Origin of the sequence: Polaromonas vacuolata, from assembly GCF_012584515.1 — a bacterium.
Classification (GTDB): Bacteria; Pseudomonadota; Gammaproteobacteria; order Burkholderiales; family Burkholderiaceae_C; genus Polaromonas; species Polaromonas vacuolata.
In genome coordinates this window covers 690,095-706,672 of record NZ_CP051461.1, presented here as the reverse complement: position 1 = coordinate 706,672, position 16,578 = coordinate 690,095, and the positions used below count along the sequence as shown (strand labels likewise).

16 protein-coding genes and 1 tRNA gene are annotated in these 16,578 nt (G+C 51.8%); 6 read left to right on the top strand and 11 right to left on the bottom strand.

Annotated features, from left to right (window positions below; genetic code table 11):
• Positions 1 to 3: 3 nt before the first annotated feature.
• The 3 genes from rph to HC248_RS03340 form a co-directional block, all read right to left on the bottom strand.
• A complete protein-coding gene (gene rph / locus HC248_RS03350) occupies positions 4 to 732 on the bottom strand; it encodes a ribonuclease PH (RefSeq protein WP_168921268.1) in 729 nt (242 codons plus the stop codon).
• Positions 733 to 876: 144 nt separating this feature from the next.
• Positions 877 to 1,779 (bottom strand): PP2C family protein-serine/threonine phosphatase, encoded by a 903-nt coding sequence (locus HC248_RS03345; RefSeq protein ID WP_168921267.1) that lies wholly within the window; start codon positions 1,777 to 1,779, stop codon positions 877 to 879.
• Positions 1,780 to 1,785: 6 nt separating this feature from the next.
• Positions 1,786 to 2,793, bottom strand: coding sequence for a serine/threonine protein kinase (locus HC248_RS03340; RefSeq protein WP_168921266.1), 1,008 nt, complete (start codon positions 2,791 to 2,793; stop codon positions 1,786 to 1,788).
• Positions 2,794 to 2,880: 87 nt separating this feature from the next.
• Here HC248_RS03340 and HC248_RS03335 point away from each other — a divergent pair, with 87 nt between their 5' ends.
• From HC248_RS03335 to HC248_RS03320, 4 genes are all read left to right on the top strand, one after another.
• Complete coding sequence (locus tag HC248_RS03335; protein ID WP_168921265.1) at positions 2,881 to 3,798, top strand: YicC/YloC family endoribonuclease; 918 nt, start codon at positions 2,881 to 2,883, stop codon at positions 3,796 to 3,798.
• A gap of 65 nt (positions 3,799 to 3,863) precedes the next feature.
• A complete protein-coding gene (gmk, locus tag HC248_RS03330) occupies positions 3,864 to 4,484 on the top strand; it encodes a guanylate kinase (RefSeq protein WP_168923641.1) in 621 nt (206 codons plus the stop codon).
• Positions 4,485 to 4,528: 44 nt separating this feature from the next.
• The gene (gene rpoZ, locus HC248_RS03325) at positions 4,529 to 4,732 is read left to right on the top strand and encodes a DNA-directed RNA polymerase subunit omega (protein WP_168921264.1); all 204 of its coding nucleotides are present in this window, start codon (positions 4,529 to 4,531) and stop codon (positions 4,730 to 4,732) included.
• A gap of 159 nt (positions 4,733 to 4,891) precedes the next feature.
• Entirely contained in the window at positions 4,892 to 7,141 is a 2,250-nt protein-coding gene (locus HC248_RS03320) for a RelA/SpoT family protein (protein ID WP_168921263.1), read from the top strand.
• A 34-nt stretch (positions 7,142 to 7,175) separates the two neighbouring features.
• Here HC248_RS03320 and greB read toward each other — a convergent pair whose 3' ends face one another.
• Complete coding sequence (gene greB / locus HC248_RS03315; RefSeq protein WP_168921262.1) at positions 7,176 to 7,751, bottom strand: transcription elongation factor GreB; 576 nt, start codon at positions 7,749 to 7,751, stop codon at positions 7,176 to 7,178.
• Positions 7,752 to 7,990: 239 nt separating this feature from the next.
• Between greB and HC248_RS03310 the strand changes: the two genes are divergently transcribed.
• Positions 7,991 to 8,443 carry a tripartite tricarboxylate transporter TctB family protein gene (locus HC248_RS03310; RefSeq protein ID WP_168921261.1) on the top strand — a complete coding sequence of 151 codons (453 nt, stop codon included), beginning with the start codon at positions 7,991 to 7,993 and terminating at the stop codon, positions 8,441 to 8,443.
• Between the two features lie 119 nt (positions 8,444 to 8,562).
• Entirely contained in the window at positions 8,563 to 10,080 is a 1,518-nt protein-coding gene (locus HC248_RS03305; RefSeq protein ID WP_168921260.1) for a tripartite tricarboxylate transporter permease, read from the top strand.
• Positions 10,081 to 10,471: 391 nt separating this feature from the next.
• On the opposite strand, the gene HC248_RS03300 is transcribed toward HC248_RS03305, so the two are convergent.
• The 7 genes from HC248_RS03300 to lolA form a co-directional block, all read right to left on the bottom strand.
• Positions 10,472 to 10,548: transfer RNA gene (locus HC248_RS03300), tRNA-Arg, on the bottom strand.
• A gap of 104 nt (positions 10,549 to 10,652) precedes the next feature.
• The gene (locus tag HC248_RS03295; protein WP_168921259.1) at positions 10,653 to 11,369 is read right to left on the bottom strand and encodes an ABC transporter ATP-binding protein; all 717 of its coding nucleotides are present in this window, start codon (positions 11,367 to 11,369) and stop codon (positions 10,653 to 10,655) included.
• A gap of 14 nt (positions 11,370 to 11,383) precedes the next feature.
• Positions 11,384 to 12,151: an ABC transporter ATP-binding protein gene (locus HC248_RS03290; RefSeq protein ID WP_168921258.1), complete on the bottom strand. Its 768-nt coding sequence runs from the start codon at positions 12,149 to 12,151 to the stop codon at positions 11,384 to 11,386.
• 11 nt (positions 12,152 to 12,162) lie between these two features.
• A complete protein-coding gene (locus HC248_RS03285) occupies positions 12,163 to 13,248 on the bottom strand; it encodes a branched-chain amino acid ABC transporter permease (protein ID WP_168921257.1) in 1,086 nt (361 codons plus the stop codon).
• A gap of 25 nt (positions 13,249 to 13,273) precedes the next feature.
• A complete protein-coding gene (locus HC248_RS03280) occupies positions 13,274 to 14,203 on the bottom strand; it encodes a branched-chain amino acid ABC transporter permease (RefSeq protein WP_168921256.1) in 930 nt (309 codons plus the stop codon).
• 256 nt (positions 14,204 to 14,459) lie between these two features.
• Positions 14,460 to 15,815 (bottom strand): replication-associated recombination protein A, encoded by a 1,356-nt coding sequence (locus HC248_RS03275; protein WP_168921255.1) that lies wholly within the window; start codon positions 15,813 to 15,815, stop codon positions 14,460 to 14,462.
• A gap of 36 nt (positions 15,816 to 15,851) precedes the next feature.
• Positions 15,852 to 16,568 carry an outer membrane lipoprotein periplasmic chaperone LolA gene (gene lolA, locus HC248_RS03270; RefSeq protein ID WP_168921254.1) on the bottom strand — a complete coding sequence of 239 codons (717 nt, stop codon included), beginning with the start codon at positions 16,566 to 16,568 and terminating at the stop codon, positions 15,852 to 15,854.
• Between the last annotated feature and the right edge of the window lie 10 nt (positions 16,569 to 16,578).

Genomic DNA, 16,578 nt, shown 5'->3' with positions numbered 1-16,578 from the left:
GCATTAACTTTTCAGTGATTGCTGTTGCATCACGACTAACTCGCGTATGCCTTTTTCAGCCAGTTGCAGCAAAGCGTCCATTTCGATACGCGAGAAAGCCGCGCCTTCGGCCGTGCCTTGGACTTCGACAAAATTGCCAGCCCCTGTCATCACCACATTCATGTCGGTGTCGCAGGCCGAGTCTTCTATGTATTCAAGGTCTAGCAACGGCAAGCCTTTGACAATGCCGACCGATATCGCAGCGACCTGGTCGAGGATGGGTGTTTCACTGATCTTGCCCTCGGCCAGCAAACGATTAACCGCGTCTTGGGCGGCTACAAAAGCGCCAGTGATGCTGGCGGTGCGGGTGCCGCCGTCGGCCTGTAAGACATCGCAGTCGAGATAAATAGTGCGCTCACCGAGCTTTTTAAGGTCGAAAACCGAGCGCATAGAACGCCCTATCAAGCGCTGAATTTCTTGGGTTCGGCCGCTTTGCTTGCCGCGTGCAGCTTCCCGGTCGCTACGGGTATGCGTAGCGCGTGGCAGCATGCCGTATTCGGCCGTTACCCAGCCTTCGCCACTGCCGCGCTTGTGGCCGGGAACTTTCTCTTCTACCGATGCAGTGCAAAGCACCTTGGTGCCGCCAAACTCAATCAGCACAGAGCCTTCGGCATGCACGGTGTAGTTGCGTGTGATGGTGACCTGACGCAAGGCGTCAAAAGCGCGTGCGTCGCTGCGGGTGAAATCGTTCATGTTGAAATGCTTTCTAGCGGGAGCCGCCGGATAGGATTGAAAAAGAATGTAGCCGATCGGTCAGAGCAAACCTGATCGGCTCAATTTAAAGGGGGAGCGGTTAGTGCCAGCGGCACATCAACCAAAGATTTGACAGCGAACGGCTTAACCGCGACGCGCGGCAGAACGGCGTATAGCCTCGTTGATTTCGGCGATGGACCGTTCAATCGCCGCTTCGTCCAAATCATCGGCTATGTTGTCAAGACAACCAGCTTGTATTGTGGAGGCAAATACGCCGTCCGTCACACTATCAGTCGATACACCGCGAGTGGACTCGAATGCATCCGGGGTTTCCCACTCCATTGCCAGCACAGTGACGTTGTCACCGCCCTGACCGCCAACACGCAAAGCACTCTCGACCAGATCGGGTACGGCGTCGCTAACGCTGTTACCCGTTAAGTGGCGCACGATTTCTTCATCGCTCAAACTACTCCACAGGCCGTCCGAGCAAAGCAGCAGTTTGTCGCCCTGCTGCAACTGCACCGGGCCGACGATATCAAACACCGGCTTGGTGGGTGAGCCCAGACAGGTAAAAAGAATGTCACGACTGACACTGTCCATCTTCACCACACCGGCGGCGCGCTGTTCAGCGAAGGAGTGGTCACGCGTGCGGGCTAGCAGCTCACCATCGCGCACCAGATACAGCCGCGAATCGCCACAATGAACCCAGCTAGCGCCCGAATCCTGCAAGACTACGGCAACCAAAGTAGTACGCGGCGTATCAAGCAGACCTTGCCCGCTGGCGTAGCGCAATATTTGGTAGTGGGCGGCCAATACGGCGGCAGTGAAAAAGGCGGTGCAATCCTGAATCTGCGGTTTAGCCTCTTTTTGGTAAAGCGCGGAGACCGTTTGCAGCGCGATCTGGGCCGCGACTTCGCCATTCGGGTGACCACCCAAACCATCGGCCAACAAAAACAAACCCGATTCGCGCGTGTAGCAGTAACCCATGCGATCTTCGTTATTGTCGCGTCCGCCTTTGCGGCTAACTTGAAAGACGGAAAATTTCATGGTGTTCTACTTGAGTTTGTTAATAAAACCAGTGGCCTTACGCGCAGTTTTTTTGGTATCGAGCAAAATATTATCCAACTGTAGGCGCACCTTTTCACCCACGGTGAGCTTGGTATAGCGGCGCTCGCCTTCCCGACTCAACTCTTTTTGCAGAGCGAACGCCGATTGCGGCCGAGATAAAGGATCAATCGCCATGCACCATTCGACAACCTCGATCAAATTATCAGAATAAACCCCACGCAGCCGCGACAAAGCCAGCGAAAGGCGGTCTTTATCTAAGCGCTGCGGCGCATCGTTGGGAGGGTAGCCTTGCATGCTGGCGTAAATACAAGCACCTATGGCGTACATATCGGTCCACGGGCCTAGAGCGGTGTCGCGCCGGTACATTTCGGGTGCGGCAAAACCTGGCGTGTACATAGGGCGGATGAAATTGCCCTCCTTAGAAAGCACCTCGCGTGCGGCGCCAAAATCTATCATCACAGCCTTGTTATCGTCGGTGATGAAAATGTTGGCCGGCTTTATGTCTAGGTGCAGCATCTTGTGCTGATGAACAATGCGCAGGCCGCGTAATATTTCGTCGAACAAAGACCTGATGGTGGACTCGCGAAAGACTTTTTGTTTTTTTAGCTCTCGGGCCGTGATGATGAAGTCTTGTAGAGTTGCGCCTTCGAGGTAATTCATGACCATGTAGACGGTCTCATTTTCCCGGAAGAAGTTCAGTACGCTGACCACAGAACTGTGGGAAATTTGAGCCAGTGAGCGGCCCTCTTCAAAAAAACTTTTCAGACCCAAGCGGTACAAAGAGAGTTTGTCGGCTTCAATATGGGGCAACAAATCACCGGGTGAACGACTAGCCAGCGAAGAAGGCAAGTATTCTTTAACCGCAACTTGCTGGCCTTGGTTGTCCACAGCCAAGTAAACTACTCCAAAGCCGCCAGAAGATAACTTGCGCACAACCCGGTATCCGCCAATGACGGTATCGGGTGGCAAGGGCGCTGGCTTAACTTTTGACATAATTTGGGCAATGTAAGAGCGGCTTGGCTGCCGTCATAAAGTCCTGAAAAACGCGTTCTCACCAAAACGAAAAAGCAAAAAATTAAGATGTCAGTTTATAGCATGACGGGCTACGCAGCCGTTCAATCCAGTAGTGCCAATCAGACGCTAGACTCTGAAGCGACGCTAGAAACCAACACGCGCTTGGGGGTAGAGATCCGATCGGTTAACAGCCGATTTCTGGACTTGAGCTTTAGGCTGCCGGACGAGCTGCGTCAGGCTGAGCCTATGCTACGAGAGCTGCTCACCGCAAAGCTCAAACGCGGCAAAGTAGAAATTCGGGTTGCGCTAGACAGCAACGCCGCCAGCAGCCTTAAAGCACCCTCGCCTATGACGCTGCAGCGTCTTGGCTCAATCGAAGACACCATCAAGTCTTGGTTGCCACAGGCCGGCGCACTGAGCGTGGCTGACGTACTCAGACTGGCGAGCAACGAAGACAAAAAGCCCCATGATCACAGCGAAGAGCTAATCAAACTGAGCAAAAAAGCACTCAAAGACTTACTTTCTGCGCGCCAGCGTGAAGGCGGCCGACTCAAGTTAATGCTGACCGAGCGTACGGCACAGTTGCGTGTGCTATCAGCCCAGGCCGTGCCACTGGTGCCGCTGTTAGTTGAGCAGCAAAAAAACCGTTTTCTTGAGCGCTGGAAAGAGGCCATGAATCTGCCCGAAAAACAAGTCTTGCCCGAAGTGGCGCAAGACCGGGCGTTGGCAGAAGCAACCGCCTTTGCAATACGCATTGATGTGGCCGAAGAAATCACCCGCATAGCCTCACATTTAGATGAAATCGACCGCTTGCTAGAAGCCGGCGGCGAGCTCGGCAAGCGGCTGGACTTTTTAATTCAAGAACTGCACCGCGAGGCCAACACCTTGGGCTCGAAATCAACATCACTAGAGATGACACATATCTCAGTAGACATGAAGGTCTTGATAGAGCAAATTCGTGAGCAGGTTCAAAACATAGAGTGATTAGCGCGCCCACCCACCGATCGGCACAAGGCCGGCTAAGAATAGAAAAAATACACCAAGCCACTATGGACTATCCCGGAAATTTATTTGTTGTCGCAGCCCCCAGCGGAGCCGGAAAATCCAGCTTGGTGAAGGCCTTAATGGAACTCGATACGCTGGTTCAACCCGCCGTATCTCACACCACGCGCTCACCACGCGGTCAAGAAAAACACGGCCGCGAGTACTTTTTCCTCTCGCCCGATGAATTCGACGGCATGGTGCTCAGAGGCTCGTTTCTCGAATGGGCCAAGGTACACGGTCATCGTTACGGCACTTCTAAGCATGCGATTGAAGAGCGTATGGCGCACGGCGCTGATGTGATTCTTGAAATCGACTTTCAAGGTGCCATCAACGTCAAGCGGATTTATGCCAATGCAGTGTTAATTTTCATACTGCCGCCTAGCTGGGAAGAGCTACGCTCACGTCTGCAACGGCGCGGCGAAGACAGCGCTGAGGTGATTGAATTGAGACTAGAAAATGCCGCCGCAGAAATGGCACAGTCACGGGAATTTGACTTCGTTATAATCAACGAGTTATTTGAGCGTGCTGTTTTCGACCTAAAAACAATTGTTCACGCTCAGCGGCTCAAATTTTCGGCACAAAGACGTGCCCGTGCAGAGACTTTCGAAGCCCTGCAAATTCCTTGAACAATCGCTTTTTTGCTTTTAATACCCCCGCACCGGAGATCCATATGGCCCGCATTACCGTTGAAGACTGCCTCGAAAAAATTCCCAACCGCTTCCAGTTGGTGCTCGCGGCAACCTACCGCGCCCGCATGCTCAGCCAAGGCCATGCGGCTAAGATTGAAAGCAAAAACAAGCCTGCAGTCACAGCCTTGCGCGAAATCGCTGAAGGCAAAGTCGGCTTAGAAATGCTGAAAAAAGTCCCAGGTTAATTGAAGCGACTCCAAGCACTAGCCATAACTAGTACTAAAGGAAAACAAAAGCACCGCTTGTCGGTGCTTTTTTCGTTATCGAGGCGATTTAAAAGTCGTTATTGGCACGCTTAAAGCCATTTCGTTTATGTTTCTTAGCTGGCACGATATATTCGAAGCATGAGCGCACTGCTTTCCCCAAAATTCAAAACCAAACAAACACCCGCTGCCGTCAATGCAGCGGCAGCCAGCTTTGCCGTGCTAACTGCAAAACTCGACTACATGAGCGCAGACGACGTTGATGCCGTACGCAGTGCTTATCGCTATGCTGACCAAGCTCATTTAGGCCAGTTGCGCAACAGTGGCGAGCCATACATTACCCACCCCATCGCTGTCGCACAGCAATGCGCTGAATGGAAACTCGACGCACAAGCACTGATGGCGGCACTGCTACACGACGCAATCGAAGACTGCGGCGTGACTAAGCCAGAACTGATTGAACGCTTCGGCGCTCCCGTTGCCGAATTAGTCGATGGACTGACCAAGCTCGAAAAGCTCGAATTCAACACGCGGGAAGAAAATCAAGCTGAGTCTTTCCGCAAGATGCTGCTGGCCATGGCCAGAGACGTGCGCGTGATTTTGATAAAACTTGCCGACCGTACCCACAATATGCGCACACTGAGCAATGCGCCACGCACCAAATGGGCTAGGATTTCGCGCGAAACGCTGGACATCTACGCACCGATTGCCCACCGCCTAGGGTTAAACACCACCTACCGCGAACTGCAAGACCTGTCCTTCCAACACCTTCACCCGTGGCGCTACGTGACCTTAACCAAGGCTTTAACCAAAGCAAGAGGACGCCGACGCGATGTAATCAAACGGGTTCAAGACGAAGTAGAAACGGCTTTTTCCAAGGCAAGCCTGCCAATGAAAATTTCGGGCCGCGAGAAAACGCTTTATTCCATCTACTGCAAGATGGAAGAAAAACACCTGTCTTTTGCCCAAGTCACAGACTTGTATGGCTTTAGGGTCGTGGTTAATGACTTAACCACCTGCTACACCGCACTTGGCTTGCTGCACCAAGAATACAAGCCGCTGCCAGGCAAATTTAAGGACTATATTGCGATCCCTAAGATCAATGGTTACCAGTCGCTGCACACCACATTGATTGGCCCGTTTGGCACGGTGATTGAATTTCAAATGCGCACCGACGCTATGCACGTAGTGGCCGAGTCCGGCGTGGCTGCGCACTGGCTTTATAAGGCATCAGACCCCAACAGCGTTGCATCGCAAAGCCTTGGCACACAGTGGCTGCAGTCGCTACTTGATATCCAAAATGAAACCCGCGACGCGGCCGAATTTTGGGACCACGTCAAGATTGATTTATTCCCCGAAGCAGTCTATGTTTTCACGCCCAAAAGCCAAATCATGGCGATGCCGCGCAATGCCACCATGGTCGACTTTGCCTATGCGATTCACAGTGACATCGGCCACCGTGCGGTCTCAGCCAAGGTCAATGGCGAGCAAGTGCCATTGCGCTCGGAACTGCGCAACGGTGATGTCATCGAAATCATCACAGCGCCTGTAGCCAAGCCAAACCCCGGCTGGCTTGGCTTTGTACGTACCGGAAAAGCCAGATCCAAAATACGCCACTACCTCAAAACGATGGCGCTGACGGAGTCTCAAGATCTGGGCGAGAAAATGTTGACGCAGTCGCTGCGCGCCGAAGGCATAGAGCGGCTGCCAGAAGACGATGAAACCAACCGCACGCTGTGGGAGAAAATTCTGCGCTTTAGCGGCAATCGCTCACGCGCCGATCTGCTGACCGACTTAGGGCTGGGTAAACGCATCGCCAGCATGGTCGCTAAACGCATCGTGACGTTGCTCGCCGAGACCGGTCAACGGCCGAATGCACTGCTGATGAGTCTTGAGCGCTACACCGAACACGACTCTGTCTCGCAAGGCTCGCTATTACTCGACGGCAGCGAAGGCGCTTCGGTTCAGTTCGCCAGCTGCTGTAAACCGATACCCGGAGATGGTATTTTGGGCTATCTTGGCCGCGGCGAAGCGTTGGTGGTTCATACCGACGACTGTGCCGTCGCTAAGCGCTTGCAGTACCGAGACAGCGAACGCTTCATCGCAGTCGATTGGTCAGAAGAGCCGGTGCGTACTTTCGAGTCATCGATTATGGTGACTGTCACCAACGGCAAGGGCGTGCTGGCAAGAGTTGCCGTCGCATTAGCAGCCGCAGAAGCTGATATCACCCAAGTCAACATGGGCCACGAACGCGTTGAAGACGCAACCGAATTACGCTTTGGCATCGAAGTACGCGACCGAATTCACATGGCATCCGTTCTTCGCAACGTTAAACGCACGCCTTCAGTATTACGGGTGCAACGGGCCAGACCTGGGGCGGAGAGAGTTTAAAAACCCAAGCCAACGCTGGCGTTTTTCTACAGCGTTAGTCCGGCTCAGGGCTAGGTTCTGGATACTGCACATCAATCACCTCAAGCTGTTGCACGCCGTTAGGTGTGACTAAATTAACCTCGTCACCACGGCGAGATTTGAGCAGCGCACGCGAGACTGGCGAGACCCAGCTGATTTGTCCGTGCAGCGAGTCGGCCTCATCAATGCCCAATATGGTGACACTGCGCAGCAGTCCTGACGCGTCAGCATAAGTGACGGTGGCGCCAAAAAAAACTTGTTCACTGCCGTGATGCACCGAAGGATTACTGATCTCAGCAATCTCTAAACGTTGGGTCAGAAAACGAATCCGTCTGTCAATTTCGCGAAGGCGTTTTTTGCCATAAATATAGTCACCGTTTTCTGATCGATCACCATTGCTCGCAGCCCAGTGAACGGCTTCAACCACGCGTGGACGCTCGTCATCGATTAGCGCGAGCAACTCATCGCGCAGCACTTTGTAGCCCTTTGGCGTGATGTAGTTTTTACCCCCGGGCGGTAAGGGTGGGAGAGTGATTTCGTCGTCACCTGCGGCGTCGCCAGAATCGTTTTCTTTAGTAAAGGCTTTACTCATTTGGGATCACCATAACATTGGACTTGAGGCTATTAATTGGTCGCTAAAAATACAGATTCAAGTGCTCACACAAACTATGAAAACCAGACCCTAGTACAGCGCCGCAGTTAAGTCATCTTCTGAGCATATCCATGCAGGCATTCGCACTTTCAATAGCAAACAAAATGCAAGCTTACCGTAACAGCTGTAAGAGCTGTAAAAGTTAAGCACTTGTTATTGCAACGCTGCTAGGATAATTAATGACTATAAAAAACAGAGACACAACAGACATTATTGGCGGCCTTTTCTTAACTGGATTAGGCCTTTTCTTCGCACTCTACGCACAGCGCTACAACATGGGCACGCTCAACAGAATGGGGCCGGGATACTTTCCGGTAGTGCTCGGCGTGATCATGGCTTTGCTCGGATTACTGATAGCAATACCGGCATTTCTCAAGGCCGGTATTGGTCCTAAAATAAGTTGGAAAACCATGTTCATCGTGATTGGCAGCGTGGTGCTTTTTGGCCTTACGCTACAAAGCTTAGGTCTCATGTTGGCGAGCATGATTACAGTTGTCGTGGCCTCTCTCGCAGACCACGACACCACTTGGCGAACCCGCGCTTTTATGGCGGCCGGTGTTGCGCCCATCATTTATCTCATCTTCATTTTTGGACTCGGCATGACTATTCCCGTCTGGCCTTGGAGCTATTAAGTACTGAGTACTGCGACAAAAGCAGTATGAAATCGCGCCGCTCGGCGCGGCACATCGCACAAAACATCACGCGACTAGCGTGATTTCTTTTCTATAAAAAAATTTAAAGAGACAAATCTATGGATATCATGGACGGCCTTTTATATGGCCTACAAATCATCATGCAGCCATCAACGCTGCTGTATTGCTTTGGCGGCGTTTTTCTCGGCACCTTGATTGGCGTTTTGCCAGGCATAGGCGCACTGGCTACCATTTCGCTATTGCTGCCGATTACTTATCAAATTCCGCCCACAGAGGCCATCGTGATGTTGGCCGGTGTTTATTACGGCGCGTCTTACGGCGGATCAACTGCCTCTATTTTATTAAATCTACCCGGCACAGCGTCATCAGCCGTGGCCTGTCTTGACGGCTACCCCATGGCGCAAAAGGGGAAAGCTGGCGTAGCCCTTTTCATGACAACGATTGCATCGTTTTTCGGCTCCATGATTGGTCTGTTTTTACTCATCATGTTCGCTCCCGCTATCACAGAGCTTGGCTTTAAGTTTGGACCGGCAGAATATTTCTCCATCATGTTGATGGGTTTAATCGCCGCATCAACACTGAGCATGGGCTCACCCGCCAAAAGCTTGGCAATGGTGGTGTTGGGCTTGTTGCTAGGCAGCGTTGGAACTGACGTTAATTCTGGTGTTGCACGCTTTAGTTTTGACATTCCCGAACTGACCGACAGCATCAGTCTGGTCGCATTAGCTATGGCGGTGTTTGGTGTTTCTGAAGTGGTCGCAAAAGTCAACCAAGTTCAAGGCACCATCAGCAAAGAAAAAATTACCATGCGCACTATGACGCCATCGCGTCAAGAGTTCAAAGACTCCATCATGCCCATGCTGCGCGGTAGTGCAGTAGGTAGTTTTTTTGGCGCTCTGCCGGGCACCGGTGGATCTATCTCTTCATTCATGGCTTATGCCGTCGAAAAGAAAGTGGCCAAAGATCCAAGCCGATTTGGCAAAGGTGCGATCGAAGGTGTGACGGCTCCAGAGTCCGCCAATAACGCAGGCGCTCAAACCGCTTTTGTACCGACGCTAACGCTGGGCATTCCCGGTGATGCGACTATGGCCTTGATGCTGGGCGCATTGATGATTCACGGCATTCAACCGGGTCCTTCGATGATGAGCGAGCAACCGGAAATCTTCTGGGGTTTGATCGTGAGTTTTGGCGTTGGTAACATCTTGCTGCTGGTGCTCAACATACCGTTAGTTGGCCTTTGGGTTTCGATCTTGCGCATACCTTATCGAGTGCTTTACCCGATTATTTTGGTGTTTATGAGTCTTGGTGTTTACAGCGTCAATAACAATACATTTGATGTTTACGTGGTCGCTGCGCTGGGCACGCTGGGCTACTTCATGAATGTCTTTAAGTTTCCAGCTGCCCCACTGCTGCTGGGTTTTGTACTCGGCCCGTTAGTAGAAGAGAATCTTCGCCGCGCACTGCTACTGTCCCGCGGCGACATGATGACGTTTGTTGAGCGTCCCATCAGTGCCTCCATTTTGGGTGTGACAGCAGTCTTGCTGATATGGGCGGTTTGGAGCTCAATCAGAAGCGATCTCAAAGCACGTGCGCAGGCTAAATCAAGTATTTCTTAAAATTAAAAAAATAAGCGGTAGCGCTGAATGGACAGTGACTGCTGCGATCAGCGCGCATAAAAAAAGCTTGGGATTAAGTCTTCTTAATCGCGAGCTTTTTTTTTGCGCTGATTTAACGATCTAGACTTTTTGATTAATCAGGACAGGTAAATGCGAGTCTCAACAAAATCACAGCATTTAACGGGTCAAGAAAATTGAAAACTTGCTTCTGTGACGATAGGTGTTAACACCTTATATTTAAAAAAATACAAAAGTAAGAATTAAGAATAAGCGCTGTGTGAATCTACGATTTGATTCGGCAATGCCGTCGTAACGCAAAGCTTTCAATAGACTTAAAGCAGGGCTCAGAAACGAATAAACCCTGGAACATTTCTGTTCCAGGGTTTTCGTTTGGTGCGGCTGGCAGGAATTGAACCCACGACCCCTTGGTTCGTAGCCAAGTACTCTATCCAACTGAGCTACAGCCGCTGATGTATCTAGTATAACCCGAAAAAAACGTAAATCTGAGCGCTAAGTCACAGACTTGAAAGATAGGCCAGAAGATTTTTTCTGGCCACATAAAAGTTTGTTTTTTACTCGCCCAAATAAGCGGCGCGCACTCTTGGGTCACTCAATAAATCTTTGGCCGGGCCATTCATACTAATCACGCCCGACTCCATCACATAACCGCGATTGGCAACGCCTAGTGCGCGACTAGCATTTTGTTCGACCAATAAAATTGTCACACCGTTGGCGGATACATCGCGCACAACTTCAAAAATCTTGTCAACCATGATGGGGGATAAACCCATGGAAGGCTCATCGAGCAACAACACTTTTGGACGACTCATGAGCGCCCTGCCCATGGCCAACATTTGTTGCTCACCACCAGACATGGTGCCAGCGAGCTGGTCTTTGCGCTCGCGTAGACGCGGAAAAATCGTGAACATTTTCTCGACGTCGTCGGCAATACCGGCTTTGTCGTTACGGATGTAAGCGCCCATGTGCAGGTTTTCGGCAATCGTCATGCGCATGAAAACGCCGCGGCCTTCCGGCACCATGGCCAAGCCCTCTTTGACCAAATCCCATGCGCCCTTGCCGCGTATGCTTTTGCCGAGATACTCAATATCGCCTTCAGCCATTGGCAGGCTTCCGGTAATGGCTTTCATGGTGGTGGTCTTACCAGCGCCATTGGAGCCGATCAGAGTGACCAGTTCACCTTCGTTAACTTCAAGGTCTACGCCTTTAACGGCCTTGATACCGCCGTAGGCAACCTTAAGGCCGGTAATTTTGAGGAATGTATTTGCCATTATTAAAATTTCCTTCAGTGACCAGAGCCTAAATAGGCCGTGATCACTTTTTCATTTTTCTGCACATCGGCGGGTATGCCTTCCGCGATCGGCTTACCGTAATCCAGCACCGTCACGCGATCACACAAACCCATAACCAGTTTGACGTCATGCTCAATGAGCAAGATCGTGCGGTTATCTTTACGAATCTGGTCAATGAGTTCACGCAGCTGCACTTTTTCAGTTGCATTCATACCAGCAGCTGGCTCGTCTAGCGCGATCAGTTGTGGATCAGTGGCCAGCGCGCGCGCAATCTCAAGCCGACGCTGGTCACCGTAACTCAGTGTTCGGGCTTTGAAGTCGGCGTATTTACCGATGCCAACATAGTCAAGCAACTCATGCGCACGCCTAGCAATCGCGGCTTCCTCAGACTTAAAGCTGCTGGTGCGAAACACCGCACCGATCAAGCCGGACTTAGTACGTGCGTGACGACCGACCATGACGTTTTCCAAGGCAGTCATTTCAGCAAACAAGCGTATGTTTTGAAAGGTGCGGGCAATGCCGGCCTTGGCCACTTCATGCACAGCCGAAGGCGTGTAAGGTTTACCAGCGAGCTCAAACGTGCCACTGTCGGGCGTGTAAAGGCCAGTCAACACATTAAAGAAAGTAGTCTTACCAGCACCATTGGGGCCGATTAGTCCGTAGACCATGCCGCGTTCAATATGTATGCCGACATCACTGAGGGCCTGCAAACCGCCAAAGCGTTTAGAGACACCGGAGACTTTGAGAATGGTTTCACTCATGGCCATTGCCCTTAGTTATTGTCAGATTTATTGGGGATCTTGCCGTGCTCTGGCGAAGGCCATAGACCGCGTGGTCGCAGCAGCATGATACTAATCATGGCCAATGCAATCAGCAGCTGGCGCAAAATTGCCGAGTCGAGTCGGCCGTCAGTCATAGCCTGCAACGGACCCGCCACATGGCGCAGCACTTCAGGCAGCGAGGCGAGCAATAAGGCGCCCAGTATCACGCCAGGCAAGTGGCCTATGCCGCCTAACACCACCATAGCGACAATCATGATGGACTCCATCAAGCTAAACGACTCGGGTGAGACAAAGCCCTGAAAGGATGCAAACATAGCGCCAGATACGCCGCCAAACGTTGCACCCATGCCGAAGGCTAAGAGCTTAAGGTTGCGGGTATTGATGCCCATAGCCTTAGCCGCAATTTCATCTTCACGAATCGCCATCCATGCGCGGCCAATGCGTGAGTTTTCTAAGCGGTGGCAGATGACGACTGAAATCACTACCAACGCTAAAAACAAGTAGTAATACATGGACACCGAGTTAACAGCAAAGCCAAAAAAGCTATGCGTATCGCCCAAGTCCAGACCAAACACTTTAATAGAGTCGATCTGATTAATACCTTTTGGGCCGTTTGTCAGGTTGATGGGGCGATCCAGATTATTCAGAAACACCCGAATGATTTCGCCAAAGCCCAGCGTCACAATGGCGAGGTAGTCACCACGCAATTTCAAAGTAGGTGCACCCAGCACGAGTCCAAACAAGCCTGCGACCGCGGCAGCCACAGGAATAATCGCCCAGATCGGTAGATGCAATCCGTTAGGGAAAGCTGCCGCAATCCATGGAAAAGCTTCGGACAAATGCGGCGAAGCCAGCAAAGCGTAAAGATAGGCACCGACGGCAAAGAAAGCGACATAGCCCAAGTCGAGCAGACCGGCATAGCCGACCACTATGTTCAGACCCAGCGACAGCAGCACATATAAAAGCGCCATGTCTAAGATACGCACCCAGGCGTTACCGCCTTGCTGCAACACCAGCGGCAGCAACAGCAAGGCGACCGTGATGAAGATGTATTTGAGGAGTTTTGTGGAGTTCATGAGAATTTTTCGTGAATGTCTAGGGTCAGGCTCTATCCGCCACACGCTCGCCCAGCAGGCCAGAAGGGCGCAGGGTCAGCACGACGATAAGCACGATAAAGGCAAAAATATCAGAGTACTGACTGCCCAGCACACCGCCCGTGAGTGGGCCGATGTAGCCCGCACCTATAGACTCAATTAAGCCAAGCAAAATACCGCCCAGAACTGCTCCGCCAAGATTGCCAATGCCGCCAAAAACGGCTGCGGTAAAAGCTTTAAGACCGGGCAAAAAGCCCATGGTGTGTTGCACGGTGCCGTAGTTCGAGGCATACATCACACCGGCTAGCGCTGCGAGCACCGCACCAATCACAAAGGTTGCTGAAATCACCGTATCTGGCTTTACACCCATCAAAGCCGCAACCCGTGGATTCTCAGCGGTAGCGCGCATAGCACGGCCGAGTTTGGTGTGATTTACCAGCCACATCAATATTGCCAAAGTGACCGCAGTGGTACCCAAAATAAAAATTTGTGTCACTGTAATCACAGCGCCGGCGATCTCTATCGGCTGGGCCGGCAACAAAGTCGGATAAGGCTTGTAGTTAGGCTTCCAGATAATCATGGCCAGTGTTTGCAGCAGCAGCGACATACCGATGGCGGTAATCAGTGGGGCCAACCTAGGCGAATTGCGCAGCGGGCGGTAGGCGATTTTTTCAATTGCAAAATTAAGCGCGCCGCAAACCACGAACGCAATTAACAACGAAATCAACAACATCAACCAACCTGGCGCCCAAGGCATGGCGGTTTGCATCCAACCAATAATGGTCCAACTGGTTAGCGCACCCACCATGAGCACTTCGCCGTGGGCGAAATTGATCAGGTTAATGATGCCGTAGACCATGGTGTAGCCCAATGCGATCAAGGCATACATACTGCCAAGTACCAGACCATTAATAATCTGCTGCAGGAATACTTCCATAACTTAGCTTCTCCGTGACGAATGGATTGAATTTGTGCGTCCATTTCGGACGACGCTCACTGCAACAGCCGGTGGGCTTAACAAAAAGCCCGCACCTGAGGCCAGAAGACTGGATCAGGACGCGAGCTTACATACAAATTGTAGCAACCGGACTATAGCGAGAAACGGGCCAAATTAAGCGTTTGACAAGTATTTACCCTTGAGATAGTTAAAAAATAATGTCGAAAACCAACTTATCAGCAGGATTTTTGCTTCATTAGCCTGACTTATGGTTTTTTATTTTTAATTCTCTCAACTTATCTGCAATACGGATTTCTAAGCCACGGTTAACCGGTCGGTAAAATTCCGTGGCAGTCATGCCCTCTGGGAAGTAGTTTTCCCCCGCGGCAAAACCGTCCTCCTCGTCATGCGCATAACGGTAGTCTTTGCCGTAATCCAAGGACTTCATCAGCTTTGTAGGCGCATTGCGCAGATGCAAGGGCACTGGGCGTGTGCCGTCCTTTTTGATTAAGGCCTTGGCCTCATTAAAGGCCTTGTAGACAGCGTTCGACTTAGGCGCTACGGCAAGATAAATCACACATTGGGCTAGCGCCAGTTCACCTTCTGGGGAGCCCAGCCGCTCGTAGACCTCAGCAGCGTCTAGGGCCATGCGCAGGGCACGCGGATCGGCCAAACCAATGTCTTCGCTGGCCATGCGCACCAAGCGCCTAGCCATATATTTAGGCTCTGCACCGCCGTCCAGCATGCGCATAAACCAATACAGGGCAGCATCGGGGTCAGAGCCACGCACGGATTTGTGCAGTGCCGAGATAGTGTCGTAGAACTGCTCACCACCTTTGTCATAGCGACGCATACGCTCGCCCAGCACCTTGAGCAGCCAGTCGTCACTGATGTGGCTCAGTTTTTCAGCGCCCTTCTCATTGCCAGCGGCAACACCCAAGGTCTCCAAAGTATTGAGCAGTCGGCGCGCATCGCCATCGGCATAAGCCGCTAAGCGGTCTAGTGCTTCGGGATCTATGCTTTGGATTGCGCCAATTGCTTGGCGCTCCAAAGCCACCGCAACAATTTGGCGTAGATCAGCTTCGCCAAGGGGTTGCAGTACGTAGACAGTAGAACGCGAGAGCAGGGCTGAGTTGACCTCGAACGAAGGGTTCTCCGTCGTCGCGCCAATAAAAGTAAACAGCCCGCTTTCAACATGCGGCAAAAAGGCGTCTTGCTGGCTTTTGTTAAAGCGGTGCACCTCATCGACAAAAACAATGCTGGGTTTGCCGCCAGCCTGAGCCAAATCGCTACTTTGACCGCGCCAGATACTGGCCTGCTCAACCGCCTCGCGGATTTCCTTAATACCGCCTAAGACTGCCGAAATAGTGATGAAATGCGCCTCAAAACTGCTGGCCATCAGACGTGCAATCGTCGTTTTTCCCACACCAGGCGGGCCCCACAAAATACAGCTGTGGGGTTGACCAGATTCGAACGCAATACGCAGTGGCATGCCTTCGCCCAGCAGATGGCGCTGACCTATAACCTCGCCCAAGTTTTGCGGTCGCAAGCGCTCGGCAAGTGGTGCGGGCGCGCCGCGTGATGGCGAAGTTTTATTGGCGTCAGACTTCATAGATAGCAAAAACCACTTTGAATACTTTTATGACTCTTACTGCTTGATCACATCAGCGCCAGCCGGTGGTGTGAACTTAAAGACTGAATCTGGTAGCACCGGATTGACCTCAAACTGGTTAAACAGCATCACAGAGCGTTGGCCTAGGCCATCCAATATCTCCAGCGAGGCCAGCGCTTGGCCTTTGTCGGTGGACTTAAAACCCATGCTAAAGCTCTGCAACTGACCGTCTTTAGTCTTGGGTGTGGCTTGAACCCATTGAAAACCGTCTTTATCAGGCAGCGCCTTGAGCACGAACTCGGCCTGCATTCCTTTGATGTCAGTTGCCGATGCAATCATGGCGGCTGGTGTGCCGTTTAGTGCTTTCGCCAACTTAGAGGTCGTCACCTGATTCAAGCCGACGTCATGCAACCAGAGCGTCTGGCCGTCCGAGACTATGCTTTGCTCGAAAGGATTTTTGTAGATAAAGCGAAAGCGGTTTGGCCTTGAGAACTCAAAACTGCCGCTAGAGCTTTTGGTTTTAGGCGTTTGTCCGTCACGGGACGGGCTGGTCACGATTTGGGTAAAACTGGCGCTACCCGTTTTGGTGTTTTTAACAAAATTCTCTAGGCTTTCCAAGCCTTGGGAAGCCACGGTTTGAGCACTGGCAACACTGGCTAGGGCGCAAAGCGCTAAGGCGCCAAAGCATTTAGCAAGGCTCAGGGCGGGACGCTTAAGCGCCACGCCGGCAACTGCAAATTGGTATTGAATCATCCAAGCAGTA